Raw genomic sequence first — 25,704 nt, 5'->3', positions numbered from 1 at the left:
GCCAAGGGCGCGCAAGGATTGGAAAAGATTCGGCCCGGAAATCGGGCACGCGGCTTCGTAGTGGTAGATTGGGCTGAGGAGCCCGCGACGAAGCCCAGCATCGGCGCACGCCGCATCAGCATCACCGGGCCACATGGGTGACCCGGCAGAACGCCTCAGGCGTTCTTCAGCTTGCGCAGATTGCCGATCACCGACTCCAGGGCGCGGTCGAACAGCAGCGCGTCGTCGAGCAGGCGAATGGCGTTGCGCCGGAACTCCACGGCCAGGCCGGTGCGGGTCTTCTCCAGCACCTTCATGCCGGTGCGGTTGACGAAGACGAACTTGCCGGTGGGCTTGATGATCGCAGCCAGCTTGCAGCGCAGCTTGTGCTCGTCGTCTTCCTGAAGCTCGACCCAGCTGCCCACGCGCAGGTTGTCCACCTGCAGCAGCGCCTCGTCGTCGTCCGGCAGCGCCACCTCCGGCTCCTGCGGGCGGGTCTGGCCAGGCGCCAGGAGCACGATCTCCTCGACCACCTCGACCATCGCCGGTGCGTCGTCGGCCACCTCGGCCGGCGGCAGTTCCAGCAGTGGCGCCTCGATACCGGCTTCGGCCTGGGTGCTCGGCACCTCGCCGACTTCGACCTCCGCGACCGCGCGCTTGAAACGCTGGAAGGCCTGCACGTGCAGCATCTCCAGCTGGCTGAAGAACTCGCTGGTGGAGAAGGGATCGAAGGCCGCGCTGGCCATCCCCTCGCGCAGCGCCTTGAGCAAGCCGGGCACCAGTTCCAGCAGGCGCAGGCGCGCCTCGGGATCTTCGTGCGGTGCCACGCTCCAGACCAGGTCGTCCATGGTCTGCAGAGCGGCCTGCCATTCCGGCGAATGCACGCCGTGCTTGAGGCAGGTGAGCATCAACACCTTGCTCCAGGCCTCCTGCAGCAAACGCACCACCACCTCGGGCAGGGTCTTGCCCAGCAGCCGCTCGTTCAGTGCATGCTCCACCTCACGGCGGGCCAGCTCGGCCTTGGCGCTGCCTTCCTCGGCATCGCGGGTGCGCTGCTCGAGCAGCTCGCTGCGTCGGCGTTCGTCGCCGGTGAAGGCCATGAACTCGGCGAGCAGTTCGGAGAAGATCGCCGGATCGTCGACGAAATCGTTGAGCAAACGCTGCACCACCTGCTCGATCTTCTGATACAGGCTGTCGCGCTGGGCGTCGCCCTGATCGCCCCACCCCAGGGCCGCCGAGGCGATCTCGTTGAGCAGCCGGCGTGCCGGGTGGCTGCCGCGGCTGAAGAAGGTCTTGTCCAGCACCGCGACCTTGAGCATGGGAATCTGCAGGCGGCCGATCAGCGCCTTGAGCGAGTCCGGCAGGGTGCGGTCGTCGAGGATGAACTCGAATAGCATGGACACCAGGTTGATCACGTCTTCGTCGACTTCGCCGACCACGCGCGCCTTGCCGCTCTTGGCGCTGGCGCGCACCAGCAGCTGTTCGAGCTGATCGCGCAGGTCGAAATCGGCGACGCCGACCTGCGCCGGCGCGCGCTGCTGCATGTGCGACAGCAGGCGCATCAGATCGTTGCTGGAAATCGGCAGCGCATCGGCCACCTGGGCGCGCCTGGGCATCGCCGTGCCGCGCACCTGGGAGAGCAGCTCCTGCAGGGCGGCGAACACCTCACGCACGCCCTCGTCGGCCCCGTCCAGCAGCGGAATGCTTTCTTCGCCGGCGGCATGCGCGGAGGCGGCCGCACGTTGCGGCCGCCGCGGCAACGCGGACTTGAGTTCAGGTAGTACGCCGACCGCCACCAGGGTTTGATTGGCTTCGGCATAAAGCTGATCACAGCCGCCTAGCACGTACTTTTCGAACAGCTTGAGGATTATCAGCTTGACCTTGATCTCCACACCCAGGCTGCTACAAGCGTCGAGGAAGCAGGCACTGAGCAGGGCTGGCCCGAGCGGGTTGCCCTTGTCGTCGAGTTTCTTGCTGATCACCGCATTGAGGCGCGTGGTGAGGTGCCCGAGGGCGACGCCGTCGCGGCTCATCACCTTGGCCACCATGGCATCCAGGGCCACGGTTTCTTCCAGCTCGTCATCCTGCACCAGGCTCAGGCTGTCGAACGACGCCGTGTCCAGCGCCGGCTGCGGCTTGCCGATCTCGTACTGGTTGAGGTTGGAGAAGGCCTCGAAGACCTTCTGCAGGAAACCGCGCTCGATATTCTTGCGCTTCAGGCGCAAGTCGCGCATGGCTTCGAAAAAGGCGTTCTGCTCGACATTGCTGGTCGCCCGGTCGGCCATCTCGAAGAGGCTGTCGTCGGCATTCTCGAACAGGCTCTGCAGGCTCTGCCTGAGCTGTTGCGCGGCTTTGTCACGCACCTGGATCAGCGCCACGGGCAGTCTTCCTACCGGCGATGTTGGCGATTGCGCAGCGGCGGCCTTGTTCAGGGGCACCACCTTCGCGTCGGTTTTCATTTCAATCTCCTGCAGACTGCCCGTACTTGGGCCATCTGGTCTGCACAGCATCAACCGAGCGTCATCCGTAACATCAATAAAATGGCGTCAAAAAATCGAAAAGCAAAGGCATTATAGAGCGCTCGCACCCCGAACCAAGCCCATTCTTCCACTTCCATGAAACCGCTCACAGATGCGACACCGACACACCCAACGACTGCCATCGACCGCTGGGCGCATAGAACAGCGTAACTGTCGAAACGCCAGCACGCTGCACCGATGGTCGGCTGCCCCTATAATCGCCGCACCCCTGACCCGGAGCCGACCATGCCCAACCTGACCCTCGCCGACCTCACCGCCGAAATCGAGGCCAATGTTCGCCGCGCCCTGGCCGAGGACATCGGCAACGGCGACATCACCGCCCAGCTGATTCCCGCCGAGCGCCTGGCCAGCGCCCGCGTCATCACCCGCGAGGCGGCGGTGGTCTGCGGCACGGCCTGGGTCGATGCGGTGTTCCGCCAGCTCGACCCGCGCGTGGCGGTGCACTGGCAGGTGCAGGACGGCGACCGGGTCAGCGCCGAGCAGACCCTGTTCAGCCTCGAAGGCCCGGCCCGCGCCCTGCTCAGCGGCGAACGCAGTGCGCTGAACTTCCTGCAGACCCTGTCGGCGGTCGCCACCCGCTGCCGCCACTACGCCGACCTGGTCGAAGGCACCACAGTGAAACTGCTGGACACCCGCAAGACGCTGCCCGGCCTGCGCCTGGCGCAGAAATACGCGGTGACCTGCGGCAGCTGCCACAACCACCGCATCGGCCTGTATGACGCCTTCCTTATCAAGGAAAACCATATCGCCGCCTGCGGCGGCATCGCCCAGGCCGTGGCCGCCGCCCACCACATCGCTCCGGGCAAGCCGGTGGAGGTGGAAGTGGAAAACCTGGAAGAACTGCGCCAGGCCCTGGCAGCCGGCGCCGATATCGTCATGCTCGACGAACTGTCGCTGGCGGACATGCGCGAAGCCGTGCGCCTGACCGCCGGCCGCGCCAAACTGGAGGCCTCCGGAGGGATCAACGACAGCACCCTGCGCAGCATCGCCGAGACGGGCGTGGACTATATCTCGCTGGGCACGCTGACCAAGGACGTCAAGGCGGTGGATCTGTCGATGCGGCTGGCGCTGTGACCCCCTTAGCGATTGCCCGGTCACCATAAAGCCAAGGAGCCAAAGACACCTTCATCTTGCGCAATACGGCCACGCGGTTCATTGCGCAACAACCCCGAACCTTCTCGCGACAAGCGCGCTATCCACCGATCTACTGCGGCAGTACATAAAGGGGGCGTCCTGCACCTGGGCACTCGCCATATGCCCCTACAATCCATCACTACCAAATTACGCCCGCCTGCTCGTCAAACGACCCAAACGACAGAGAGTGACGCTTTTGGTCACCGAACTTACCTTAAATGTCAGCCTTGCTATTTATCCCACCCCTTCGCCGGCACCTGACACAGACTGCAAAGCCCCGCAACCCGGGAACCTCGAGCCTGCCCCAGGCACCAGAACCCACCACTGGCACAGCTCTTGCTGAATGATCCGACAGGAATCCATCGTTCCTACTCAAAACGCCTGATCCAACACTAGGAGCAAGACCATGAAGAAGGTGCAGCAAGGCTTCACCCTGATCGAACTGATGATCGTGGTAGCGATCATCGGTATCCTGGCCGCCATCGCCATCCCGGCTTACCAGGACTACACCATCCGCGCCCAGGTGACCGAGGGCATGTCCCTGGCCTCCGGCGTACGTACCGCGGTTTCCGAGGTGTATCAATCCACCGGCTCCTTCCCCACCGGCAACGGTAGCGCTGGTGTGGCTGCAGCAACTGCCATCAACGGCAATTACGTCGAATCCGTAACTGTGGCCAGCACTGGCACCAACACCGGCACCATCACCGCACTGTTCAGCTCTGGCGCCAACCCTGCAATCACCGGCCAAAACCTGGTGCTGACCGGCAGCGGCAGCGCCGGCAGCGTCACCTGGGACTGCGCCGGTTCAGTCGACGCCAAGTACCGCCCGTCCAGCTGCCGTTAATCGGTTAGTGGATGCCCAGGAGGGCCCGATAGCTATCGGGCCCTCTTGCTTTGCAGGCTACACTGCCTCCCTGATCAGCCCCCCCAAATCAAGACCAATGAACGACGCCCCGTCCGCCCGCAAGCCCCCATCATTTGCCATCTTTGCCGTATTGCTTGCCCTCGCCCTGGCGCTCTGCGCGGCGGCCTATGCCCCCGGCCTGGGCGGCTCGTACCTGTACGACGACGAGCACAACCTCGGCGGCCTGGCCTATGTACACGACCTGACCAGTGCGCTGGACTTCGCCTTGCTCGGCAACGCCGGCCCCCTGGGCAGGCCGGTTTCTCTGCTGAGCTTCGCCGCGCAGGCCTATGCCTGGCCGGCGTCTCCTGAGGTGTTCCTCTACACCAATATCGCCATTCACCTGCTTAACGGCTGCCTGCTGGCGTTGTTCCTGAGCCTGCTGGGCCGGGCACAGGGCCTGGACGCCAACCGCTCGGCGCTCGTCGCCCTCGCCTCCGCCACGCTCTGGATGCTGCTGCCCATACTGGCCTCCAGCAGCCTGATGATCGTGCAGCGCATGACGCTGCTAGCCGGCACCTTTTCCCTGGCGGGCCTGTGCGCCTATCTCCATTTCAGGCTAAGACTTAACAAGCGGCCGCTGCCCGCACTAGCCGGCATGACCATAAGCCTCGGCCTCGCCACGCTGTTAGCGGCTCTGGCCAAGGAAAATGGCGCACTGCTACCCGCGCTCACCCTGGTCATCGAAATAACGCTGCTTGCACGCCCGGCAAACCTGAATGCCAGGCTATGGCTCGGCTGGCGGATTTCGGTGCTGGGCGCCCCCGCCCTGATCGTGCTTGCCTATCTGATCATGCGCCTGGACTACAACGAGGCGACGGTCGCCATGCGCGGCTACACAGCGGACGAGCGCATACTGACCCAAGCCCACATCCTCTGGGCCTACCTGTTCAACAGCTTCATCCCTAACCCAGCTCTGCTCGGCCCGTTCCACGATCACCAAACGATCTATCACGACTGGCTCAGCCCTCTGTCGATTGCCGCCGTCGGCGGCTGGCTGCTAATCATCGCAGCCGCCATTCGCTTTCGACGCAAGGCCCCTCTATTCAGCTTCGCAGTACTCTGGTACCTCATCAGCCACAGCCTGGAATCGAGCAGCATCCCGTTGGAGCTCTACTTCGAACACAGGAACTACCTCCCGCTGCTGGGACCGATCTATGCGCTGATGGCGGCCGTAGCCGGGCTTCAGGCGCAATGGCGGGCCTACCTCGCGACGGCCATGTGCACCTACATGCTGCTGCTGGCCGCGGTGCTGTACAGCGTCACCAGTACCTGGGGCAACCCTGCACTGGCCGCCGAGATGTGGGCCATCCACAACCCGGACTCGCCCCGCGCACTCAGTTACCTCGTTCAGCAGCTACAGAGGGATCGCTATAACAAGGCCGCCCTACGCGCGCTTGAGCGCTTCCTCGAGGCCCATCCGGACGCCGGAGGCACTCGGCTTCAGGCAGTGGCGATGTCCTGCATCGCTCGCGATGAGGGCGTCACGCCGGAGCAGGTCGCGACCATGGATACGCAACTCAAGACGATGCGTTTTCAGCACGGCATCATCGATCAGCTGGAGAAGATCCGCAGCATGATCCTGGAGGGACGCTGCGCATCGCTGGCGCCCGAAGTCGTATACCGATTCGCCAGCAGCCTTGCAGAGAATCCGAACTACCAGGCCAATGCGGTGACCCACCATAACCTGCACATCACCATGGCCATGACCGGCTTCGACACCAGGAACCTGGCGCTGACCATGCGTCACCTGGAACAAGCCTTGGACATCTACTTCAGCCTCGATACCGTCGCCCTGATCGTGAATACCCTGCGTAGCGCAGGACTATCGGAGCAGGCTGCCGCCGTCATCGCCAAGGCCGAGGCTCGTCGCCCCAGCAATCCGCTACAGGCTAGAACCTGGGATCGCCAGCTGGCCCTGCTGAATCATAGTCCCGCCCCGCCGCGTCCCAGAAGTGACGAGGCCGCCTTGCTGGAACCATCAGTCTATGAATAGCCGTATTTCCGTCATTCTTCCCGCCAAGAATGAAGCACCGAGCCTACCAACCGTTGTCGCCCGGATAGAACAGCACCTGCCCGGGGCAGAGATCATCGTCGTCAACGACGGATCGACCGATGACACCGCAAACGCCGCCCAGACCGCTGGGGCACAGGTCGTATCCCATCCCTACTCCAAGGGCAACGGCGCGGCGATCAAGACCGGGGCACGAGCCGCGACGGGAGAAATACTGGTCTTCATGGACGCCGATGGCCAGCATGATCCGGCCGATATCCCACGCCTGCTGGCACGCCTGGACGAGGGCCACGACATGGTGGTGGGCGCCCGCCAGAACGGCTCGCAAGCCAGCCTCGGCCGCGGCGTGGCCAACGGCTTCTACAACCGCCTGGCCAGCTATATGACGGGCCAGCCGGTGGAGGACCTGACATCCGGCTTCCGCGCAGTGCGCGCCGACAAGTTCCGGGAATTTCTCTACCTGCTGCCCAACGGTTTCTCCTACCCCACCACCAGCACCATGGCCTTTTTCCGCGCCGGCTACTCCGTCGCCTACGAGCCCATCCATGCCGCCCAGCGTATCGGCAATAGCCATATCCATCTGCTTAAGGATGGCGTGCGCTTCCTGCTGATCATCTTCAAGATCGGCACGCTCTACTCGCCTCTCAAGCTGTTCGCTCCGGCAGCGCTGCTGTTCTTCCTGGTCGGCCTGGGCTGGTACGGGTATACCTTTCTAAGCATGGGCCGCTTTACCAACATGAGCGCCCTGCTCATGAGCGGCAGCGTGATCATTTTTATGATGGGCCTGATCTCGGAACAGATAACCGCCCTGATGTATAAAGATGATTCGCGCAGGTCGTGACATCCCTTATGCCGCATCCCTAACCCGCATGGCCAATATGACAAGTTCAACCGAAGTCGACGATCTCGCTACGAAAGCAAGAAGATGGCTTGATTGCATACGGTCGACTCCTTTGCACCCGCAATTCTTCGCATTCAAGTATGAAGAACTGCGCCACCGCTACACGGCGGGGCATTGCCGAGGCCTGGTACTCGATATCGGCAGCGGCAGGCAACCCCTGCGGGATCAACTGGATCGCAGCTGCCGCTATATTCCCCTCGATTACCCCCGCACCGGCAATGCCTACGACTCCAAGCCGCTCGTTCATGGCGACGCCGGCCAACTCCCCTTTGCCGAAGCAGTGTTTGACACCGTCGTGCTTCTGGAAGTACTGGAACACCTTCCTGCACCGAAAAAGGCAATGCAAGAAGCCTGCAGAGTGCTGAAACCCAACGGCAAGCTCATAATTTCCACCCCGTTCATCTATCCAATACATGATGCTCCGCATGATTACCAACGCTGGACGCAATTCGGCATAGAAGAACTTTCGCAACAAAGTGGCCTGGTTATTGATGAGTCGCTCCCACTGGGGCAAACGCTTGAGTCCAGTGCTCTACTTTTCAACCTTGGCTATGCGTGGGAGGCCTTGAACAGCAGGGGGTTGCGCCGCATGGCGCTGCTCATACTGGCGACCGTGCTGATCCCCCTATCGAACATTCTGGCCATGCTTTTCAATACAGGCCGACTGAATCGCGCATTAAGCCCAATATCCATCGGCTATTTGTGCGTCCTGAGGAAGAATAATGTCTAGCCACCAAGACGACCTAGACCGCGGCGAAAGATTCACCTTTGGGAAGAACTGGAAGGCCTTCCTTGAAGTCCTGAATGAGAAACGCATCACCAGCGCCCAAAACTCACTCCGTGAAATGCTTGGTGTTGAGCGCCTGGACGGAGTTTCTTTTCTGGACATAGGAAGCGGTAGCGGGTTGTTCTCGCTTGCAGCGCACCGTTTAGGCGCTAGCGTCCACTCCTTCGACTTCGACCCACAATCGGTTGCAACCACTGTGGAGTTACGCCGGCGCTTCGGCTCCAACCCGGAAAACTGGATAATCGAAGAGGGCTCGATCCTTGACGACAACTATCTTTCAAACCTTGGCCAGTTCGATATCGTTTATTCATGGGGAGTACTGCACCATACAGGTAGCATGTGGCAAGCCATAGAAAACAGCATTGCCCGTGTAGCCCCGGGTGGCAAACTATTCATTGCGCTATACAACGACCAAGGTATGCGTTCCCGCGCCTGGCATGAGGTCAAAAAGCTCTACTGTAGAAACGCTCTTGGCCGGTACGTGGTAAGCGCACTGTTCTTCCCGCTTTTCGCTTTTAGCGGTTTATTGCAGGATATCGGCCGACGTAAGAATCCACTACAGCGATATACCGAGTATTACAGCAAGCGTGGCATGTCCCTATATCACGATTGGGTTGACTGGCTTGGCGGATTTCCATACGAAACCTGCACTCCACAGGCAGCCACAGAGTTCTGTGAAAAAAAGGGATTAACCGCTAGAAAGAAGAAAACGACCGACACACTAGGTTGCAACGAATACCTATTCATAAAACAAGCGACAGATATCTGACATTATGAAAAGTCAATGTTGCCCTATATGTGATGGCCCCGTAAGGATCAACCCTAAAGCTCGTGACTTTCTCGCCCTCGACAAAGCTCCCAAAAGCTACACCATCATGTCCTGCATATCGGGTTGCAAGCTAAGCTGGATGACGCCATACCCGCAACCTGATGACTATCAGGAGTTGTACAGCAACTCCTACTATGAAGACTCACAAGCGGAGTGTTCCCCCTATAGCCAAGAAAAAGACGAGCTCGCTGACCACTACAATTCCATCGCAAGAAATTTTCTCGCATTGAATATCAGCGGAACACTTCTGGACATAGGATGTGGCACCGGAAGTTTCCTCGTAGCGGCCCAATCCAACGGCATAAATGCCGAAGGCATCGAGCCCTCCGAATACGCCGCCAATAAAGCCTCGGAGCAGGGACTGAAGGTGACATGCGGAACATTAGGCGCCCACTCAAAAAAACTTTACCAGGCCGCCTTCTGCAGCCATGTGCTTGAGCATGTACCTGACGCACACGACTTCATGCAGAACCTCAGCGCTACACTGTCGCCTGGCGCTCCTGTTTACATCGAAGTCCCCCTGCAATTCGATGGAGTTCTCGACCTCTTAAAAAGAACCATCAAAAAGAAAACTCAATACTCCATATACTCTATTCACCACCATTACTTCTTCACCCCGTCCGCCATAACGCTACTACTGCAACGACACGGCTTTGAAGTGCTCTCACTCAAAACTTTCCTTCCCAGCAGACGATCTCGACGCAAAGGATTTCGAACCCACGCAATCCAATTCTTGCTATGGACAGCAGATCGTTTCCTCAAGCGCGGCGACGTTATTTCTGTATGGGCAAGACGGGTATAATTCTCACAAGGGCTATCCACCGAGTTGCTTTGGCATCTACCGGGGAAATAATAGGCCGAGCAGTCAACCTGCTACTCCCTTTACTCCTGATAAAGCTGTACGGCCTTGCCCCACTGATAGATGTTTTTTTCCTTGCGCTAGCCATCGCCTTTTTCTTCCAAGGCACACTGGCAAACTCACTTACTAACGCACTCGTTCCAAGCTTCACAGAGAACAATGACAGGAAAAATGCAAAGCCCATCCTGTACATATCACTGTTAGGAGGAGTCATTGCGGGCCTCACTACGCTCTCGATAGCCGGTGTTACGGCAGACGCCACTCGCGCCGCCATCTACACTTGCTCCATTTTTATTATTTCCTGCACGGGCCTAGCATCGGCCGCACCAGTTGCATCGCTATACGCAAATCACAGGTATGCTCTAGCAGGGTGCACGTGGGGACTCAGGGCCTTTCCCGTAGCCCTATATTACTTCTCACACCCCAGCATTAACGATTTGCACCTCCTGCTCGCAGGACTAGCCTTGGCAGACACCGCACGACTCGCCATCCTCAGCGCAGCCTGCAGAAACAAACTATCTATTTGCAGCAACCTTCCCACACTAAGAGCCCCAACAGCTACCTTACACCTTATCGCAGCAAGTGTTATCGCCGGTCTTTCACCACTTCTTCTACGTGGAATCGCCGCCTTCGGACCAGAGGGAACGATCACTTTATTCGAAGCCACTGATCGACTCTATTCAGCTATAGCATCTCTAGCATCAATCGGTGTCGGCAGTGTAACCCTGGTTTATCTATCAAGACTTAGAGGCAACGACGACAACAAAAACACATGGCGATGGATCTTGTATGCGACTACTTCCTGGAGCCTGCTATGGTTATTTATAGCCATTACTATAGGAATTTCACTGCCGGGCGCAGCCAGCCTTTTCGGAATAAATCAAGACCACCACACGAAAGAAATCCAAGGTACTTTTATAATATTAGCCCTAGGGCTCCCCGGATTCATGCTCACAGGACTACTTAGCCGACGCATGCTCACACTGGGACTTGCCCACCACCTTACTTTACTTGCGATAATAGGTCTTTCCTTCACAGCACTCTCAGCCTTTCTCATGTTCGACAGATATGAGATCCTCGGCCTTGCGCTTGCTACGACACTAAGCCATTACCTGGTTGCAGCACTCATGGCCATAAAACTCTCGAGCCCAACTAATCGTGCGAATACTAATACTAGCTAATGTACCCCCTGGCGCCGTTGGCGGTGCAGAAGTTCAAGCATTGCATCTCGCTCGACGATGGGCCGCCTCGGGTCATCAGGTTACGGTTGCAGGACACGCCAACCAGCCACTAGTAGAAGAAAATCTAAGCATTCGTAGAATTCCTACCATACGCTTGGGCCGCCCATTGAGAGCGGCATCCTATCTCGTCTCCACATTGGGGCTACTCTGGACGCACAGAAACGACGTGGATGTCATCTACTGTCGTTTTTTAAAGGAGCAAGCCATAGCCGCGAGCCTAGGCAAACTGCTATTCGGGCTCAAGCACCCCCTGATTGCTTGCCCCGCCTGCGCCTCTATCGGTGGCGAGGCTGAACTGATCAAAGCGTCACGATTTCGCAAACTACTGACAAGCCTGTTCGCCAGGGAAATCAACACCATAAACACAATGAGCAGTGCAATCAGGTCGGAAATGCTAGATCTGGGCTTCACTCCAGAGAAGCTCAGCAATATTCCGAACGGGGTAGTAATACCGCCTCTTCCTGATAGAACCTGCCCTGCAAGCAGCACGCTGAAAATTATTTTCGTGGGTAGGCTCACCCACCAAAAAGGACTCGACACACTCATCAAAGCAGCCCATCTAGTAAGAAAAAGGAACTGCGCATTCCAGCTAAATTTGGTGGGAGACGGCCCTCTTCGCCAAGAACTGAGGTCACTGATCGAGAAACTTGATTTGGTGAATCATGTATTTCTGGATGGCCCCGTTTCGCCAATGGAAGTATCAGACAAGCTATTGGGGGCCGATCTCTTCATTCTGCCCTCTCGATTCGAAGGCATGCCCGGCGCTCTACTTGAAGCCATTGCCCATGGGCTACCTGCCATTGCAACAGAAGTGAGTGGCTCAGAAGAGATAGTCGATGCTTCCATCGGCTGGACAGTGCCTGTCGACGACAGTAGCGCCTTGGCCGACGCCCTGCAAAATGCCATTGGCCTAGGTTCAATCAAACTGAGAGCAATGGGTGGAAAATCACGCAAGAAGGCTCTAGCCCAATTCAGTGCGGATATAGTCGCCGAACGCTACGAAAAACTCTTCATTCAACTTCTTCAGCGAAAGAGTATCGACTCGTAACGATCCAGCATACTTACGCCGTCCACTCGCACAGTCGCCTCGCCGCTAGGTTCGCTCTCAAGTTTCACTTGCATGGCCGAGGCCAGGGATTCGAAATCGCCAACCGCTACTGTTTCGAACCCATGCCGTTGCGCCATTTCGCACAGCGACTGGTCATAGGCAGTTGCAACAACGGGAACCCTCAGGGCCAAGGCTTCAAGCAAAGAGTTTGGATGACCTTCAGAGTTTGAAGAAAGCACATAAAGATCAGCCTTAGTCATCCAGCGCCAGGGATTGGAGTCATAACCCAGGAGAACGACCTGCCGTTCAACCCCCAGACTCTTGATCAATTGCTCAAGTCTATTGCGCTCTTCCCCCTCACCGATGATCACGAGCCTGACAGGCAGGCTGCGAGCAAGAACCGCCACCGCCTTGATCAAGGTCGGATAGTCTTTCTGGGGGATCAAGCGCCCAACAGAAACGACCAACTTGGCGTCACTATCCAGAACGCCCCCCTCGATGCCCTCCGCTCCCTTCTTCAGCAAGTAATCGAGGTCGACTGCATTAGGAATGCACTGGATGTCACTTGTGGGAACGCCGATGCGACCGGCCAGTTTATCTGCCATCACTGGTGTCAGCGCCACCACCGTATCCGCCTTGGGGTAAAGTCGCCGTAGCAGCCACAGCCTAATCCTCCCCCTCACATCATCTACATTCCCTGCTTCTCTTATCACCACGCGCACACTACCGCCAAGCAGTTGGCGAACAATCAACGCGACGATGTTCGCCCCGGTGACCGAACTGAGCAGTACTGCAGGCCTGTTAACCCTTAACCACCGCCATAATCTCAACACAGCGATAAGCGCTAGTGTCCCGTGCCTGTATTGTTCGTCACCCGGGCAGAGCTCGATAAGATTGACTTTGTTAGGAATAACTTCACGCAGCGAACCGTGTCCAGAAATCACGAGCAGGGTAGCGATATAGCCTCGCCCAGCCAGCCCCTCGGCTAGGTTGAGAATGATTCTTTGTGCTCCGCCCACTTCGAGATCGGGAAGCAAAAGAGCCACATGCTTCATGCGCCACTCCGCCGCCAGAGCAAATAATTGAAAATCAGCCAAAGGCGGTAACCGTTGTCGCGGCCGGCTTGTCGGTGCTGCTCGAGCAACTTCATGACTACTGAAGGCTCGATTGGTCCTGGGTCGGCTTCCAACAGGCCAATCAGCTTGTCTTGGAGGCCGTTTCTAAACCAGTCCTGAATGGGAACACCAAAACCTTGTTTGCGGCGTCGCCACACCTGACTAGGTAGATCGGCATGAAAACTTCGCTGCAGCATGCGCTTTCCCGATATGCCCCGCCGATGCCACTCCCTCGGCAAGGAGAACGCCAACTCGACGACCTGCCGATCCAGGAAGGGTGCCCGCGCTTCCAGTGCGCAGGCCATGGAGGCTCGATCCACCTTGGTGAGGATGTCTTGTGGCAAATAGATAAGTGCATCGGCCAACATCATCCGCCGCAAATCATCCAGGCCAGTTTCCTGCGGAATACCAGGAGGCTGGTGCCCACGATCTCTTAACGCAGGCGCCAGCAGTCGAATATCCTCCGGCGAGAACATCAAGGGGGCGAAGTAGGGCCACTCTGCCTCCTGCCTGGCGGCGACGTCCATGAACAGATGGGCCTTTTTCAGCAAGCTGCGACTGTGATGCACCATGGGCTCGGGCAGTGCGCGCACAGCGTGCTCCGCCAGTTTGCGGGCCGACTGGGGCAAGCGCGAGTACCAGCGCCAGAGCGTACGGGCCTGGTAACGCTGGTAGCCGCAGAACAGCTCGTCCCCGCCGTCTCCCGAGAGTGCCACCTTGACCTGCCTGGCCGCGACCTTCGACACCAGGTGGGTGGGCAGCAGTGACGAATCGGCGAAAGGTTGCCCGACATGCTCGAGCATGAGACGCTCCAACTCGCTTTCATCCCAGTTGGCCAACACCTCTTCGTAGTGGTCGGTGCCTAGCGCATCGGCGACCTGTCGTGCGAACGGACGCTCATCGAACGCGGCTTCGTTGAACCCAATAGTAAAGGTCTTGAGTGGCTGCTGTAGTTCGCGCCGAACGATCGCGCAGATCAGCGAGGAGTCCACACCGCCGGACAGGAATGCGCCGACCTCCACGTCGGCGACCATACGCTTGCGAACAGCGTCGACCAGCACTTCGCGCAATTGCTCGGCAGCCTGCTGCTGAGTCCCTGAATAGCATCCGAGCTGCAGTTGCCAGTACTGCCGCATGTCCGTCTGACCGCTCCGCGCATCCCAGCGCAGGGTGTGGCCAGGTAGCAGTTCACCGACCTCCCGGTAAGCAGTGTGGCCAGGCAGGAAGTAGCCATAGCGCAGATAGTCCGCGGTGCTGTCCTCATCCTCCGACCAAACTGCGCCGCCGAGTCGACGCAGGGCAGGAAGCTCCGACGCGCAGGCGATGCCGCCCCCCCGCAGTGACTGGAAGAAAAGCGGCTTCTTGCCCATTCGGTCACGTCCGAGCACAAGCTGCTGCGTCTGCACATCCCACAAGGCGAATGCCCACATGCCCTCGAGGCGCGCGAGAAAGTTCTCGCCCTCGAGAATCAGCCCAGCTAGCAACACCTCCGTGTCGCCTTGAGTCTGGAATGCCCAGCGCGACTGCAGGGTGGCCCGGACCTCCCGGTAGTTGTAGATCTCGCCGTTATAGGTCAGTGCGTAACGCCCCGATGGATCGGTCATGGGTTGCGGGCTGCCGGCGATATCGATGATCGACAGACGGCGATGGCCGAGCAGTGCCCCTCCCACCTGCATGAGGTGACCATCATCAGGTCCGCGATGACGCATCGCCTGAAGGCAGGCCGCCATCTGCTGAACCGCGGTCTGGTCCGGAGTCGATGGCGCAAACAGAAAAGCGAAACCACACATGAAGGGCTCAGTTCCTGGATCGGAGATATTGAAATATGTTGGCGTAACGCTGGGCAGAGCGCTGCCAGGTCAGGCCCTCGTCCTCGATATAGCGACGGGCATTGACGCCAAGCTGGGAACGCAACTCGAAGTCGCCAAGCCTGGCGATGCATCGAGCCAGGGCTTCACTATCGCCCACAGGGAAGAGCAGTCCGCGCTGATCCTGCCCTACCAGCTCGAACAGTCCATCGATAGCTGTTGCGATCACGGGACGAGAGGCTGCAAAGGCCTCCAGCACCACATTGGGACGTCCCTCGGCACGACTGGGCAGTACCAGCACGTCTGCCGCAGCCAGATACGCCGGTAGTTTCTCCGGGGCCTGGAACGGCAGGAATTCAATGCGGGAGCGAACGCCTAGACGAGTTGCCAGAGCTTCGAGGGATGCCTGCTCCCCTCCTTCACCTATAAGCGTCAGGCTTACATTGGGAGAACTGAGCGCGAGCGCCCGGACAAGCGTGGAGACGGACTTGCGCGGAATCAGGCTGGCCACGCAGAGCAGCCGCAGCTCTTCGCTGCCAGCCTGCGTAGGAGAGACGGACAAGAACGGCTGAGCCACCCCGTTGGGTATGACCTCAAGCTTTTGTGCAAGCGCCGGCATTGCGAGCTGCAAGCGGCTTCCCATGGCTTCGCTGACAGTGACAATGCGGGAACACAGCCAGCCGCATAGCCTAAGCATCCAGCGGGAAGCCAGGCTGCTTGCCACCCGGTTGGCATCCTCGCCCCGCAAGGTCACCACCACCGGAGTTCCTCGGAGCGCACCGATCACCCCAGCAATAACTCCGCAGATGGACCAATTGGCGAACAGCACATCCTTGCCTTTGGCCAACTTCCAGCAGGACCAGAGCATCGACAGCAGAAAGAGCGGAATCAGCAGGGCGTTGAAACGATTCTCACGCAATGCTGTGGGTATGCCGCCGGCGCCATGCGCCAGTACCTGGAAGGCACGGGGTGCATAACGGAACTCATGCACGCTTGGTTCACCTTCGGCATGGACGCCCCGTTGAGTGGCGGAAGGCGCCAGCACCTCGAGCTGGCAGACTTCTGCCAAAGCGCAGGCCAGGCGCTTGACGAAGACCCCGCTTACGGAGCCGGGACTGAGAGGGTAGGAGGTTGTGAGCAACAGGATGGATGGCTTGCCCTTCGCCGGAACCTGTTCCGGCGAAGCAGTCTCGAACCCCGGTCTTTCTGGCATGGACATCGGCATTCTCAGGTTATGGTCGTTTACCTGTTGAAGGGCAGGCATCCCCCGATCGCGGTATATCTTTGCACGCGCAGCGCCTAGATGATGCCGATAGCTACGCAGAAGCCGAGGGGACTCGCTCGCCGTCAGCGCCCCACACCATAGTAGGCCCACCCTTCGTCCTTGAGCCGTTGCGGATTATAGAGATTGCGCCCGTCCACAATCACCCTGGCATTCAGGCGATTCTGCATCTCGTCGAAGTCGGGGGCGCGAAATTGCTGCCATTCAGTACAGATCAGAAGGGCGTCGGCTCCTTCCAGAGCACCGTACTTGTCGCGGCACAGACTGAAGCCCGGCTGCTGGCCATAGAGTCGCTCAGCCTCCCGGCCGGCCACCGGGTCGAAGGCCCGCACCTGGGCACCGGCCTGCCACAGGGCCTCCATCAGGGTACGGCTGGGAGCCTCGCGCATGTCGTCGGTGTTGGGCTTGAAGGCCAACCCCCAGAGGGCGAACGTGCGCCCCTCGAGCCCCTCGACACCGCCGAAGTGCTGGACCAGCTTGGCGAACAGGCGGGTCTTCTGCCGCTCGTTCACCGCTTCCACCGCCTGCAGCAATTCGGCCTGGTAACCAGCCTGGCGCGCAGTATGAGCCAGTGCCTTGACGTCCTTGGGGAAGCAGGAGCCGCCATAGCCGCAGCCGGGGTAGATGAAGTGGTAACCGATGCGCGGATCCGCGCCGATACCACGGCGTACCTCTTCGATGTCCGCTCCCAGCAGTTCGGCCAGGTTGGCCATCTCGTTCATGAAGCTAATCTTGGTCGCCAGCATGGCATTGGCTGCGTACTTGGTCAGCTCGGCCGAACGCAGATCCATGAACAGGGTGCGGTCGTGACTGCGGTTGAACGGTTCGTACAGTTCGCGCATCAACTGTCGGGCCCGCTCGCTGCGGGTACCGACGATAATGCGATCCGGCTTGAGGAAGTCGTTGACCGCAGCCCCTTCCTTGAGGAATTCCGGGTTGGACACCACGTCGAACTCCGGCTGCAGGCCTCGGTCGGCGAGCACCTCGGCGATACGCTGATGGACCTGATCGGCGGTTCCCACCGGCACCGTGGATTTGGTAACCACCAGCCGGTACTGGGTCATTCGCTCGGCGATCCCCTGGGCTACCGCCAGCACATGACTGAGGTCGGCGCCGCCATCCTCGTCCGGTGGCGTGCCCACGGCGATGATCTGCAGCACTCCGTGCTCCACTGCCAACGCCACGTCATCGGTGAAGCGCAGGCTGCCAGCCTCCACGTTGCGCCGCACGATGTCCTCCAGACCCGGCTCCCAGATCGGCAACTGGCCCTGGCGTAGCCTAGCCAGCTTGGCCTGGTCGATATCCACGCAGACCACCTCGTGACCCACCTCAGCCAGGCAGGCGCCAGTTACCAGCCCCACGTAGCCGCTGCCGAAAATGGAAAGTTTCATCATCCAACTCCGAAAAACTCAGTATCCGTAGTAACCGCGGTACCACTCGGCGAAACGTGCCAAGCCTTGTTCCAGCGGGGTGTCGGGAGCGTAACCGGTGTCGCGCACCAGATCCGCGACATCGGCGTAGGTATGCTCCACGTCTCCCGGCTGCAGCGGCAAAAGCTCCTTGTGCGTGCTGCGACCGAAAGCCTGCTCCATCAGTTCGATGTAGCGCAGCAGTTCCACCGGCTGGCTGTTACCGATGTTGTAGAGTTTCCAGGGGGCGCGACTGCTGGCCGGGTCCGGCGCCAGCCCGGACCATGCCGGATTGCCCTGGGGAATGCGCGCCAGGCAGCGCAGCACGCCTTCGACGATGTCGTCGACGTAGGTGAAGTCGCGCCGGTGCCTACCGTGGTTGAACACTCTGATCGGCTCGTCGGCGAGGATCGCCCTGGCGAACAGGAAGGGCGACATGTCCGGCCGGCCCCAGGGCCCGTACACGGTAAAGAAGCGCAGGCCGGTGGTCGGCAGGCCGTATAGATGGCTGTAACTGTGCGCCAGCGCCTCGTTGGCCTTCTTGGTGGCGGCGTAGAGCGACACGGGATGGTCGACGTTGTCGCCGGTACGAAACGGCATGGATTCGTTGGCACCGTACACCGAACTGGACGATGCATAGACCAGGTGCTCGATACGGCTCTGGCGGCAGGCTTCGAGCAGGTTGACGAATCCCACCAGGTTGCTGTCAACGTAGGCGTGGGGGTTTTCCAGCGAATAGCGCACCCCGGCCTGGGCGGCCAGATGCACCACGCGCTGGATACCCCGCTCCGCACACAGGCGCTCCAGAGCACCGCGCTCAGCTATGTCCAGGCGCATGAAATCGAAGCCGGCGCATCCCTGCAGCTGCGCCAGGCGAGCCTGCTTGAGGCTCACCTCGTAGTAGTCGTTGAGGTTATCGACACCTACCACCTCGTCGCCCTGCCGGCACAGGCGCCGGGCGACATGCATGCCGATGAAGCCGGCTACCCCTGTCACTAATATGCGCATGGAGGCCTCATGGAATGACTACAGGTCGTCGATGGCGCCCCATCGCTTTGCATCGCGCGGTGCGCCTTGCGCAGCACCGAGCCCTCCCGCATGCATCGCAGGCTGGCTCGGTGGCGAGCCATGGCGGCCAGTTTGGTGGTGCGCGCGGCGCCCCCTACGGAGGTGTTCATTGGAGTTGCTCGACGTACCAGGGCATGGCTGCCTGCAACCCGGCCAGCAGATCATAGGCCGGATCATAACCCAGCAGCTGCTTGGCCTTGCCGATATCGGCCTGCGAATGACGTACGTCGCCGGGACGGAAGTCGCGGTGGACGGGCTTCTGGTCGTACTGGATACCGTTATCGGCCAGCGCCTGGCGCAGCCCTTCGAATAGTTGGTTGAGCGTGACACGCCCACCAACCGCGACGTTGTACACCTGGCCGCGCGCCTCGGGCGGGGCCAGTGCAGCCAGCAGGTTGGCCTGCACGGCATTGTCGACATAGCAGAAGTCGCGGCTGGTCTCGCCGTCGCCGTTGATGAACAGCGTCTCGCCTCGGATCATCGCCGCCGCCCACCTGGGGATCACCGCGGCATAGGCGCCCTCGGGATCCTGACGCCGACCGAATACATTGAAGTAGCGCAGGCCGACACAGGGGAAACCATAGCTGCGGGCGAAAACCTGGGCATACAGCTCGTTGACGTACTTGGTCACGGCATAGGGTGACAGCGGTTGGCCGATGCACTCTTCCACCTTCGGCAAACCGGGATGGTCGCCATAGGTGGAACTGGAGGCAGCGTAGGTAAAACTGGCCACGCCGGCGTCGCGAGCCGCCACCAGCATATTGAGAAAACCGTCGATATTGGCCGCATTGCTGGCCAGCGGATCCTCCAGGGAGCGAGGCACGGAGCCCAACGCCGCCTGATGCAGCACATGCTCGATGCGTCGGCCCTCCAGCGCATGGCGGCAGTCTTCGAGCCGACGAATATCACCCTCGACAAAGTGAAAGCGTGCCCACTGCTCGGTGCTCACCAGTTGTCGCACTTCCTCTAGATTGCGTCTGTGGCCGGTAACGAAATTGTCCATGCCGACCACTTCCTGGTCGAGCCGCAGCAGCGTCTCCAGCAGATTGGAACCGATGAAGCCCGCTACCCCGGTCACCAACCAGGTACCTGGGGCGTGGCGTAGTTGCTGTTGCAGATGGTGGTAGGCGGACATAGATACTCTCGGATGGCTGCAGGTGATTCGGCTCACGCTTTCGTGGCACTCGGTGCGCACGGCGCACCCTGCGGCCAGGTGGATCAGAGACGAAGGTGGCTATCTTCGGCCGGCAACAGGTATTTGAGGTCGTAGAGAACGTGCTCGGCCTTGCCCAGACGACGTATCTGCTCGGCGCCCAACTGCCGAAACTGCTCATGGGCCACAGCCAGAACAATGGCGTCGTAGGCGCCCGGCTCCGGCTCAGTGACCAGGGCCAAGCCGTATTCCCGGCTGGCATCCTCGGCGCAAACCCAGGGGTCGTGCACTTCGACCCGGGCATTGTAGTCCTGCAACTCGCGCACTATGTCGATAACCCGAGTGTTACGCAGGTCGGGACAGTTTTCCTTGAAGGCCAGGCCCATCACCAACACCCGCGAGCCCTCCACCTGGATGCGTCGCTTGAGCATGGCCTTGACCAGTTGCGCCACCACGTAGGCCCCCATGCCGTCGTTCAGCCGGCGACCGGCGAGAATAATCTCCGGGTGATAGCCGATGGCTTGTGCCTTGTGCGTCAGGTAGTAGGGATCGACCCCGATGCAATGCCCGCCAACCAACCCGGGGCGAAACGGCAGAAAGTTCCACTTGGTTCCCGCGGCCTCCAGCACCGCCTGGGTGTCGATGCCTAAACGATTGAAGATCATCGCTAGTTCATTGACCAGCGCGATATTGAGGTCGCGCTGAGTGTTCTCAATCACCTTCGCCGCCTCGGCCACCTTGATACTGGCAGCCTTGTGCGTGCCCGCACTGACAATACGTCGATAGAGCCTATCGACCTGTTCGGCCACCTCGGGGGTTGAACCGGAGGTCACCTTCTTGATATCAGCGATACGATGCTGCTTGTCGCCCGGGTTGATTCGTTCCGGGCTGTAACCGACGAAAAAGTCACGATTGAAGCGCAAGCCGGATGCACGCTCCAGCACCGGCACGCACTCTTCCTCGGTTGCCCCCGGGTAGACGGTGGACTCATAGACCACCATATCGCCTTGCGACAACACCCGCCCTATGTCCTCCGAGGCCTTGAGCAACAAGCCCAGGTCAGGGCGTTTGTGCGCATCGACAGGGGTTGGCACTGTAACGATATAGACGTTGCAGCCCGCGAGATCGGCCAGATCGTCGGTAAAGACCAGTTGCACCGCCTCGGCCAGCTCCGCGGCACTGACCTCGAGCGTCGCATCCTCGCCGGCACGCAAGGCATTGATACGCTGAGCGTTGATGTCATAGCCAACAACGGGTACTAACTTGCCGAAAGCGACCGCAAGTGGCAAACCTACATAACCCAGGCCAATCACCGCCAGCCGGGGACTCCCAGAATCAATCATCCCGCTTCCTCTTGACAGTGCCACCAGGCACCACCGCAACAACGTACCAGCAACCCGAAGTAGTCGAATTGCCGGCTATCAGACTACATTTTTGCTAGGCTGAGCCAGCGTGATAGTGGCGAATGCACATAGGGTTCGCAAAACCCACAGAAACTCAAGGGCCAGCATTGATAATCTGTGCATCCGTCTACGCGGCCTGATAGTTTTTCCCGCACACTCAGCCACTTGGCCGGCAGGCCTTACCCAGCATGACTCAGTCAACCAGCGTGACCCGACATGAATGAACCTGCAGTAACGCTCTCCGGCCTGGCCAGGCAAATGGTTGTGGCCGAACTCTTGGACGAAAAACAGGCCCTGCAGGCTCAAACTCAGGCGCAACGCAACAAGGTGCCACTAGTAACCTACGTGGTGCAGAACAAACTGGTGCGAGGTCGCGATCTCGCTGAGCTGGCCTCCGAGCAGTTCGGAGTCGCCTTTCTCGACCTCAGCACCATCGACCGGGACAGCCAGCCCCGCGAACTGGTCAGCGAGAAACTGATTCGTCAGCACCGCGTGCTGCCGCTGTGGCGCCGCGGCAACAAGTTGTTCGTCGGCCTGTCCGACCCGACCAACCACCAGGCTGTCACCGACGTGCAGTTCAGCACGGGCCTCACTACCGAAGCGATTCTGGTCGAGGACGACAAGCTCGGCGAGGCCATCGACAAGTTCTTCGACACCGGCGCCACCGGCCTGGAGGAACTGGCGGACGTCGACCTGGACGGGGTGGATGTCCAATCCGTAAACGACGACAGGCAGGACGACGGCCCCGGCGCCGACGCCGACGATGCCCCGGTGGTGCGCTTCGTCAACAAGATGCTGCTCGACGCCATCCGCGGCGGCTCCTCGGACCTGCACTTCGAGCCCTACGAGAAGGTCTACCGGGTGCGTTTTCGTACCGACGGCATGCTGCACGAGGTAGCCCGCCCGCCGATCCAGCTGGCCCCGCGCCTATCCGCCCGCCTCAAGGTGATGGCGGCGCTGGATATCTCCGAGCGGCGCAAGCCGCAGGACGGCCGGATCAAGATGAAAATATCCAAGAACAAGGCCATCGACTTCCGGGTCAACACCCTGCCCACACTGTGGGGCGAGAAGATCGTGATGCGGATTCTCGACCCCACCAGCGCGCAGATGGGCATCGACGCGCTGGGCTACGAGCCGGAGCAGAAAGACCTGTATATGGCCGCGCTCAAGCAGCCGCAAGGCATGATCCTGGTGACCGGCCCCACTGGTTCGGGCAAGACGGTGTCGCTCTACACCGGCCTAAATATCCTCAACACCGCGGACGTGAACATCTCCACCGCCGAAGACCCGGTGGAGATCAACCTGGAGGGCATCAACCAGGTCAACGTCAATCCCAAGCAGGGAATGGACTTTTCCCAGGCGCTGCGCGCCTTTTTGCGCCAGGACCCGGATATCATCATGGTCGGCGAGATCCGCGACCTGGAAACCGCCGAGATCGCCATCAAGGCCGCGCAGACCGGGCATATGGTGATGTCGACCCTGCATACCAACAGCGCCGCGGAAACCCTCACCCGCCTGCGCAACATGGGCGTGCCCTCGTTCAATATCGCCACCTCGGTCAACCTGATCATCGCCCAGCGTCTGGCGCGCAAGCTGTGCACCAGTTGCAAGAAGGAAATCCAGATACCCCGCGAGACGCTACTAGAGGAAGGTTTCCCCGCAGACAAGATCGGCACCTTCAAGCTCTACGCCCCGGTTGGCTGCGACAACTGCAAGGGCGGTTACAAGGGCCGCGTCGGTATTTATGAAGTGGTTAAAAACACGCCCAACCTGCAGCGGATTATCATGGAAGACGGCAACTCCATCGAGATCGCCGCGCAGATGCGCAAAGACGGCTTTAATGATCTACGCACCTCGGCCCTGGTGAAAGCCATGCAAGGCGTGACCAGCCTCGAGGAAGTCAACCGCGTGACCAAGGATTAACCATGGCAGCAAAAGCGCTCAAGACCAGCACCTTCAGCTGGGAAGGCAAAGACAAGAAGGGCGCCACCGTCAAGGGTGAGATCAGCGGCCAGACCCCGGCGCTGGTCAAGGCGCAGCTGCGCAAGCAGGGCATCAACCCGACCAAGGTGCGCAAGAAGTCGACCTCCCTGTTCGGCGGCGCCGGCAAGAAGATCAAACCGATGGACATCGCCCTGTTCACCCGGCAGATGGCAACCATGATGAAGGCCGGCGTGCCGCTGCTGCAGTCGTTCGACATCATCGGCGAGGGCTTCGACAACCCCAACATGCGCAAGCTGGTGGACGAGGTGAAGCAGGAGGTAGCCGCGGGCAACAGCTTCGCCGCCTCACTGCGCAAGAAGCCGCAGTACTTCGACGAGCTGTATTGCAACCTGGTGGAATCCGGCGAGCAGGCCGGCGCCCTGGAAAGCCTGTTGGACCGTATCGCTACCTACAAGGAAAAGACCGAGGCGCTGAAAGCCAAGATCAAGAAGGCGATGAACTACCCGATCGCGGTGATCGTGGTGGCGATCATCGTCTCGGCCATTTTGCTGATCAAGGTGGTGCCGCAGTTCGAGTCGGTGTTCGCCAACTTCGGCGCCGAACTACCAGCCTTTACCCAGATGGTCATAGGCATCTCCCAGGCACTGCAGAAGTGGTGGTTCATCATTCTACTGTTGATGTTCGCCGCCGCCTTCGCCTTCAAAGAGGCGCACAAGCGCTCGCAGAAGTTTCGCGACTGGGTCGACCGTTCCGTGCTGAAGCTGCCGATCGTCGGCGACATACTCTACAAGTCCGCCGTGGCACGCTTCGCCCGCACTCTGTCGACCACCTTCGCCGCCGGCGTACCGCTGGTAGATGCATTGGACTCGGTGTCAGGCGCCACCGGCAACGTGGTGTTCAAGAACGCCACCAACAAGATCAAGGCCGACGTGTCCAGCGGCATGCAGCTGAACTTCTCCATGCGCAGCACCGGCACCTTCCCTAGCATGGCGGTGCAGATGACCGCCATCGGCGAGGAGTCCGGCGCGCTGGACGAGATGCTCGACAAGGTCGCCAGCTTCTACGAGGAAGAGGTCGACAATATGGTCGACGGCCTCACCAGCCTGATGGAGCCGATCATCATGTCGGTACTGGGAGTGCTGGTGGGTGGTTTGATCATTGCCATGTACCTGCCGATCTTCCAGCTGGGCGCCGTGGTCTGATGCCGCTGTTCGAGTTCCTGGCCGGCCATGCGCTGGCATTTTCTCTGTGTGCCGGCCTGCTGGGTCTGCTGATCGGCAGCTTCCTCAACGTAGTCATCTACCGCCTGCCGCAGATAATGCAGCGCGACTGGCAAGCCCAGGCGCGCGAGGTGCTGGAGTTGCCGCCGGCGCCCAAGGCGCAGACTTTCAACTTGGTTTTGCCCAATTCCAGTTGCCCCAGCTGCGGCCATGAAATCCGTCCCTGGGAGAACATCCCGCTGATCAGCTACCTGTTCCTGCGCGGCAAGTGTTCGAACTGCAAGGCGCCGATCGGCAAGCGCTACCCGCTGGTGGAGCTGGCCTGCGGGCTCCTCTCCGGCTATGTCGCCTGGCATTTCGGCTTTACCTGGCAGGCCGGCGCCATGCTGGTGCTGGCCTGGGGGTTGCTGGCGATGAGCCTGATCGACGCCGACCACCAGTTGCTGCCCGATGTGCTGGTGCTGCCGCTGCTGTGGCTGGGACTGATCGTCAATTACTTCGGCCTGTTCACCAGCCTGGAAGACGCGCTGTGGGGGGCGATTGCCGGCTACCTGAGCCTGTGGTCGGTGTACTGGCTGTTCAAGCTGATCACCGGCAAGGAAGGCATGGGCTACGGCGATTTCAAGCTGCTGGCCATGCTCGGCGCCTGGGGCGGTTGGCAGATTCTGCCGCTGACCATCCTGCTGTCGTCGCTGGTCGGCGCGGTGCTCGGAGTAATCATGCTGCGCCTGCGCGGCAGCGACGCTGGCACGCCGATCCCCTTCGGCCCCTACCTGGCCATCGCCGGCTGGATCGCCCTGCTCTGGGGCGATGCGATTACCGGCAGCTATCTGAAGTTCGCCGGGTTCTAGCCTTGGGGTGCGCCGCGCGCACTAACCAGCCGGTTCCGCCAGAAGCCTAGACTGGACAGGCCGCCAGGCTTGTCCAGCGCGGAACCGGCAATGGTGGACAAGGCGTCGTCATGTCCACCCTACCCATTCATGCAATTGCCTTCGTTTGTGGCTTGAGGCTTGCCGCTGGCGGCTCCCTACCCCTACCCTTGCGCCACCCGAATCCAAGGACTTGC

The 25,704-nt window shown here is 60.2% G+C and carries 20 protein-coding genes; 12 read left to right on the top strand and 8 right to left on the bottom strand.

The window, feature by feature from the left end; all coding sequences use genetic code 11:
* Nucleotides 1-155: 155 nt before the first annotated feature.
* Complete coding sequence (locus EA796_RS07280; protein ID WP_122108140.1) at nt 156-2,438, bottom strand: DUF1631 domain-containing protein; 2,283 nt, start codon at nt 2,436-2,438, stop codon at nt 156-158.
* 306 nt (nt 2,439-2,744) lie between these two features.
* On the opposite strand from EA796_RS07280, the gene nadC reads away from it, so the two are divergent.
* From nadC to EA796_RS07235, 9 genes are all read left to right on the top strand, one after another.
* Nucleotides 2,745-3,593: a carboxylating nicotinate-nucleotide diphosphorylase gene (nadC, locus tag EA796_RS07275; RefSeq protein ID WP_122108139.1), complete on the top strand. Its 849-nt coding sequence runs from the start codon at nt 2,745-2,747 to the stop codon at nt 3,591-3,593.
* A gap of 466 nt (nt 3,594-4,059) precedes the next feature.
* Nucleotides 4,060-4,497, top strand: a complete 438-nt coding sequence (locus tag EA796_RS07270) for a pilin (RefSeq protein WP_122108138.1) — start codon at nt 4,060-4,062, stop codon at nt 4,495-4,497.
* A gap of 97 nt (nt 4,498-4,594) precedes the next feature.
* Entirely contained in the window at nt 4,595-6,553 is a 1,959-nt protein-coding gene (locus EA796_RS07265) for a hypothetical protein (RefSeq protein WP_122108137.1), read from the top strand.
* A complete protein-coding gene (locus tag EA796_RS07260; RefSeq protein ID WP_122108136.1) occupies nt 6,546-7,412 on the top strand; it encodes a glycosyltransferase family 2 protein in 867 nt (288 codons plus the stop codon). Before EA796_RS07265 ends, EA796_RS07260 begins: the two co-directional genes overlap by 8 nt.
* Nucleotides 7,393-8,202, top strand: a complete 810-nt coding sequence (locus EA796_RS07255) for a class I SAM-dependent methyltransferase (protein WP_122108135.1) — start codon at nt 7,393-7,395, stop codon at nt 8,200-8,202. Before EA796_RS07260 ends, EA796_RS07255 begins: the two co-directional genes overlap by 20 nt.
* Nucleotides 8,195-9,028 carry a bifunctional 2-polyprenyl-6-hydroxyphenol methylase/3-demethylubiquinol 3-O-methyltransferase UbiG gene (locus EA796_RS07250; RefSeq protein ID WP_122108134.1) on the top strand — a complete coding sequence of 278 codons (834 nt, stop codon included), beginning with the start codon at nt 8,195-8,197 and terminating at the stop codon, nt 9,026-9,028. The genes EA796_RS07255 and EA796_RS07250 overlap by 8 nt, the downstream gene beginning before the upstream one ends.
* Before the next feature lie 139 nt (nt 9,029-9,167).
* A complete protein-coding gene (locus EA796_RS07245; RefSeq protein WP_158603090.1) occupies nt 9,168-9,890 on the top strand; it encodes a class I SAM-dependent methyltransferase in 723 nt (240 codons plus the stop codon).
* A complete protein-coding gene (locus tag EA796_RS07240; RefSeq protein ID WP_158603089.1) occupies nt 9,872-11,128 on the top strand; it encodes a lipid II flippase MurJ in 1,257 nt (418 codons plus the stop codon). The genes EA796_RS07245 and EA796_RS07240 overlap by 19 nt, the downstream gene beginning before the upstream one ends.
* Nucleotides 11,106-12,236, top strand: a complete 1,131-nt coding sequence (locus tag EA796_RS07235; protein ID WP_122108131.1) for a glycosyltransferase family 4 protein — start codon at nt 11,106-11,108, stop codon at nt 12,234-12,236. The genes EA796_RS07240 and EA796_RS07235 overlap by 23 nt, the downstream gene beginning before the upstream one ends.
* Here EA796_RS07235 and EA796_RS07230 read toward each other — a convergent pair.
* The 7 genes from EA796_RS07230 to tviB all read right to left on the bottom strand — a co-directional run bounded on the left by EA796_RS07230 (nt 12,212) and on the right by tviB (nt 21,414).
* Nucleotides 12,212-13,291: a glycosyltransferase gene (locus EA796_RS07230; protein WP_122108130.1), complete on the bottom strand. Its 1,080-nt coding sequence runs from the start codon at nt 13,289-13,291 to the stop codon at nt 12,212-12,214. The genes EA796_RS07235 and EA796_RS07230 overlap by 25 nt on opposite strands.
* Complete coding sequence (gene asnB, locus EA796_RS07225) at nt 13,288-15,141, bottom strand: asparagine synthase (glutamine-hydrolyzing) (RefSeq protein ID WP_122108129.1); 1,854 nt, start codon at nt 15,139-15,141, stop codon at nt 13,288-13,290. The genes EA796_RS07230 and asnB overlap by 4 nt, the downstream gene beginning before the upstream one ends.
* 7 nt (nt 15,142-15,148) lie before the next feature.
* Nucleotides 15,149-16,378: a glycosyltransferase family 4 protein gene (locus EA796_RS07220; RefSeq protein ID WP_158603087.1), complete on the bottom strand. Its 1,230-nt coding sequence runs from the start codon at nt 16,376-16,378 to the stop codon at nt 15,149-15,151.
* Between the two features lie 128 nt (nt 16,379-16,506).
* The gene (locus tag EA796_RS07215) at nt 16,507-17,832 is read right to left on the bottom strand and encodes a UDP-glucose/GDP-mannose dehydrogenase family protein (protein WP_122108127.1); all 1,326 of its coding nucleotides are present in this window, start codon (nt 17,830-17,832) and stop codon (nt 16,507-16,509) included.
* An 18-nt stretch (nt 17,833-17,850) separates the two neighbouring features.
* Nucleotides 17,851-18,858, bottom strand: coding sequence for an NAD-dependent epimerase (locus tag EA796_RS07210; RefSeq protein ID WP_122108126.1), 1,008 nt, complete (start codon nt 18,856-18,858; stop codon nt 17,851-17,853).
* 166 nt (nt 18,859-19,024) lie between these two features.
* Nucleotides 19,025-20,053, bottom strand: coding sequence for an SDR family oxidoreductase (locus EA796_RS07205; RefSeq protein ID WP_122108125.1), 1,029 nt, complete (start codon nt 20,051-20,053; stop codon nt 19,025-19,027).
* A gap of 83 nt (nt 20,054-20,136) precedes the next feature.
* Nucleotides 20,137-21,414: a Vi polysaccharide biosynthesis UDP-N-acetylglucosamine C-6 dehydrogenase TviB gene (gene tviB / locus EA796_RS07200; protein ID WP_122108124.1), complete on the bottom strand. Its 1,278-nt coding sequence runs from the start codon at nt 21,412-21,414 to the stop codon at nt 20,137-20,139.
* A gap of 276 nt (nt 21,415-21,690) precedes the next feature.
* Here tviB and pilB point away from each other — a divergent pair, with 276 nt between their 5' ends.
* The 3 genes from pilB to EA796_RS07185 are packed head-to-tail and all read left to right on the top strand — an operon-like array spanning nt 21,691 to nt 25,489.
* Nucleotides 21,691-23,397 carry a type IV-A pilus assembly ATPase PilB gene (pilB, locus tag EA796_RS07195; protein ID WP_122108123.1) on the top strand — a complete coding sequence of 569 codons (1,707 nt, stop codon included), beginning with the start codon at nt 21,691-21,693 and terminating at the stop codon, nt 23,395-23,397.
* Nucleotides 23,398-23,399: 2 nt separating this feature from the next.
* Entirely contained in the window at nt 23,400-24,620 is a 1,221-nt protein-coding gene (locus EA796_RS07190) for a type II secretion system F family protein (RefSeq protein ID WP_122108122.1), read from the top strand.
* Nucleotides 24,620-25,489: an A24 family peptidase gene (locus tag EA796_RS07185; protein ID WP_122108121.1), complete on the top strand. Its 870-nt coding sequence runs from the start codon at nt 24,620-24,622 to the stop codon at nt 25,487-25,489. The genes EA796_RS07190 and EA796_RS07185 overlap by 1 nt, the downstream gene beginning before the upstream one ends.
* The last annotated feature ends 215 nt before the right edge of the window (nt 25,490-25,704 follow it).

Origin of the sequence: Pseudomonas sp. AOB-7, from assembly GCF_003696305.1 — a bacterium.
Taxonomy (GTDB): Bacteria; Pseudomonadota; Gammaproteobacteria; order Pseudomonadales; family Pseudomonadaceae; genus Aquipseudomonas.
Note: the sequence above shows the minus strand (reverse complement) of the source record. Positions and strands in the feature narration are given on the sequence as shown.

Excerpts from the sequence above, each read along its gene's own strand:
- EA796_RS07240 (WP_158603089.1), top strand. The coding sequence starts at position 9,872 with ATGGGCAAGACGGGTATAATTCTCACAAGGGCTATCCACCGAGTTGCT.
- EA796_RS07250 (WP_122108134.1), top strand. The coding sequence starts at position 8,195 with ATGTCTAGCCACCAAGACGACCTAGACCGCGGCGAAAGATTCACCTTT.
- EA796_RS07260 (WP_122108136.1), top strand. The coding sequence starts at position 6,546 with ATGAATAGCCGTATTTCCGTCATTCTTCCCGCCAAGAATGAAGCACCG.
- tviB (WP_122108124.1), bottom strand. The coding sequence starts at position 21,414 with ATGATTGATTCTGGGAGTCCCCGGCTGGCGGTGATTGGCCTGGGTTAT.
- EA796_RS07245 (WP_158603090.1), top strand. The coding sequence starts at position 9,168 with ATGACGCCATACCCGCAACCTGATGACTATCAGGAGTTGTACAGCAAC.
- nadC (WP_122108139.1), top strand. The coding sequence starts at position 2,745 with ATGCCCAACCTGACCCTCGCCGACCTCACCGCCGAAATCGAGGCCAAT.
- EA796_RS07255 (WP_122108135.1), top strand. The coding sequence starts at position 7,393 with ATGATTCGCGCAGGTCGTGACATCCCTTATGCCGCATCCCTAACCCGC.
- EA796_RS07215 (WP_122108127.1), bottom strand. The coding sequence starts at position 17,832 with ATGAAACTTTCCATTTTCGGCAGCGGCTACGTGGGGCTGGTAACTGGC.
- EA796_RS07270 (WP_122108138.1), top strand. The coding sequence starts at position 4,060 with ATGAAGAAGGTGCAGCAAGGCTTCACCCTGATCGAACTGATGATCGTG.
- EA796_RS07230 (WP_122108130.1), bottom strand. The coding sequence starts at position 13,291 with ATGAAGCATGTGGCTCTTTTGCTTCCCGATCTCGAAGTGGGCGGAGCA.
- EA796_RS07185 (WP_122108121.1), top strand. The coding sequence starts at position 24,620 with ATGCCGCTGTTCGAGTTCCTGGCCGGCCATGCGCTGGCATTTTCTCTG.
- pilB (WP_122108123.1), top strand. The coding sequence starts at position 21,691 with ATGAATGAACCTGCAGTAACGCTCTCCGGCCTGGCCAGGCAAATGGTT.
- EA796_RS07265 (WP_122108137.1), top strand. The coding sequence starts at position 4,595 with ATGAACGACGCCCCGTCCGCCCGCAAGCCCCCATCATTTGCCATCTTT.
- EA796_RS07205 (WP_122108125.1), bottom strand. The coding sequence starts at position 20,053 with ATGTCCGCCTACCACCATCTGCAACAGCAACTACGCCACGCCCCAGGT.
- asnB (WP_122108129.1), bottom strand. The coding sequence starts at position 15,141 with ATGTGTGGTTTCGCTTTTCTGTTTGCGCCATCGACTCCGGACCAGACC.
- EA796_RS07280 (WP_122108140.1), bottom strand. The coding sequence starts at position 2,438 with ATGAAAACCGACGCGAAGGTGGTGCCCCTGAACAAGGCCGCCGCTGCG.
- EA796_RS07220 (WP_158603087.1), bottom strand. The coding sequence starts at position 16,378 with ATGTCCATGCCAGAAAGACCGGGGTTCGAGACTGCTTCGCCGGAACAG.
- EA796_RS07210 (WP_122108126.1), bottom strand. The coding sequence starts at position 18,858 with ATGCGCATATTAGTGACAGGGGTAGCCGGCTTCATCGGCATGCATGTC.
- EA796_RS07190 (WP_122108122.1), top strand. The coding sequence starts at position 23,400 with ATGGCAGCAAAAGCGCTCAAGACCAGCACCTTCAGCTGGGAAGGCAAA.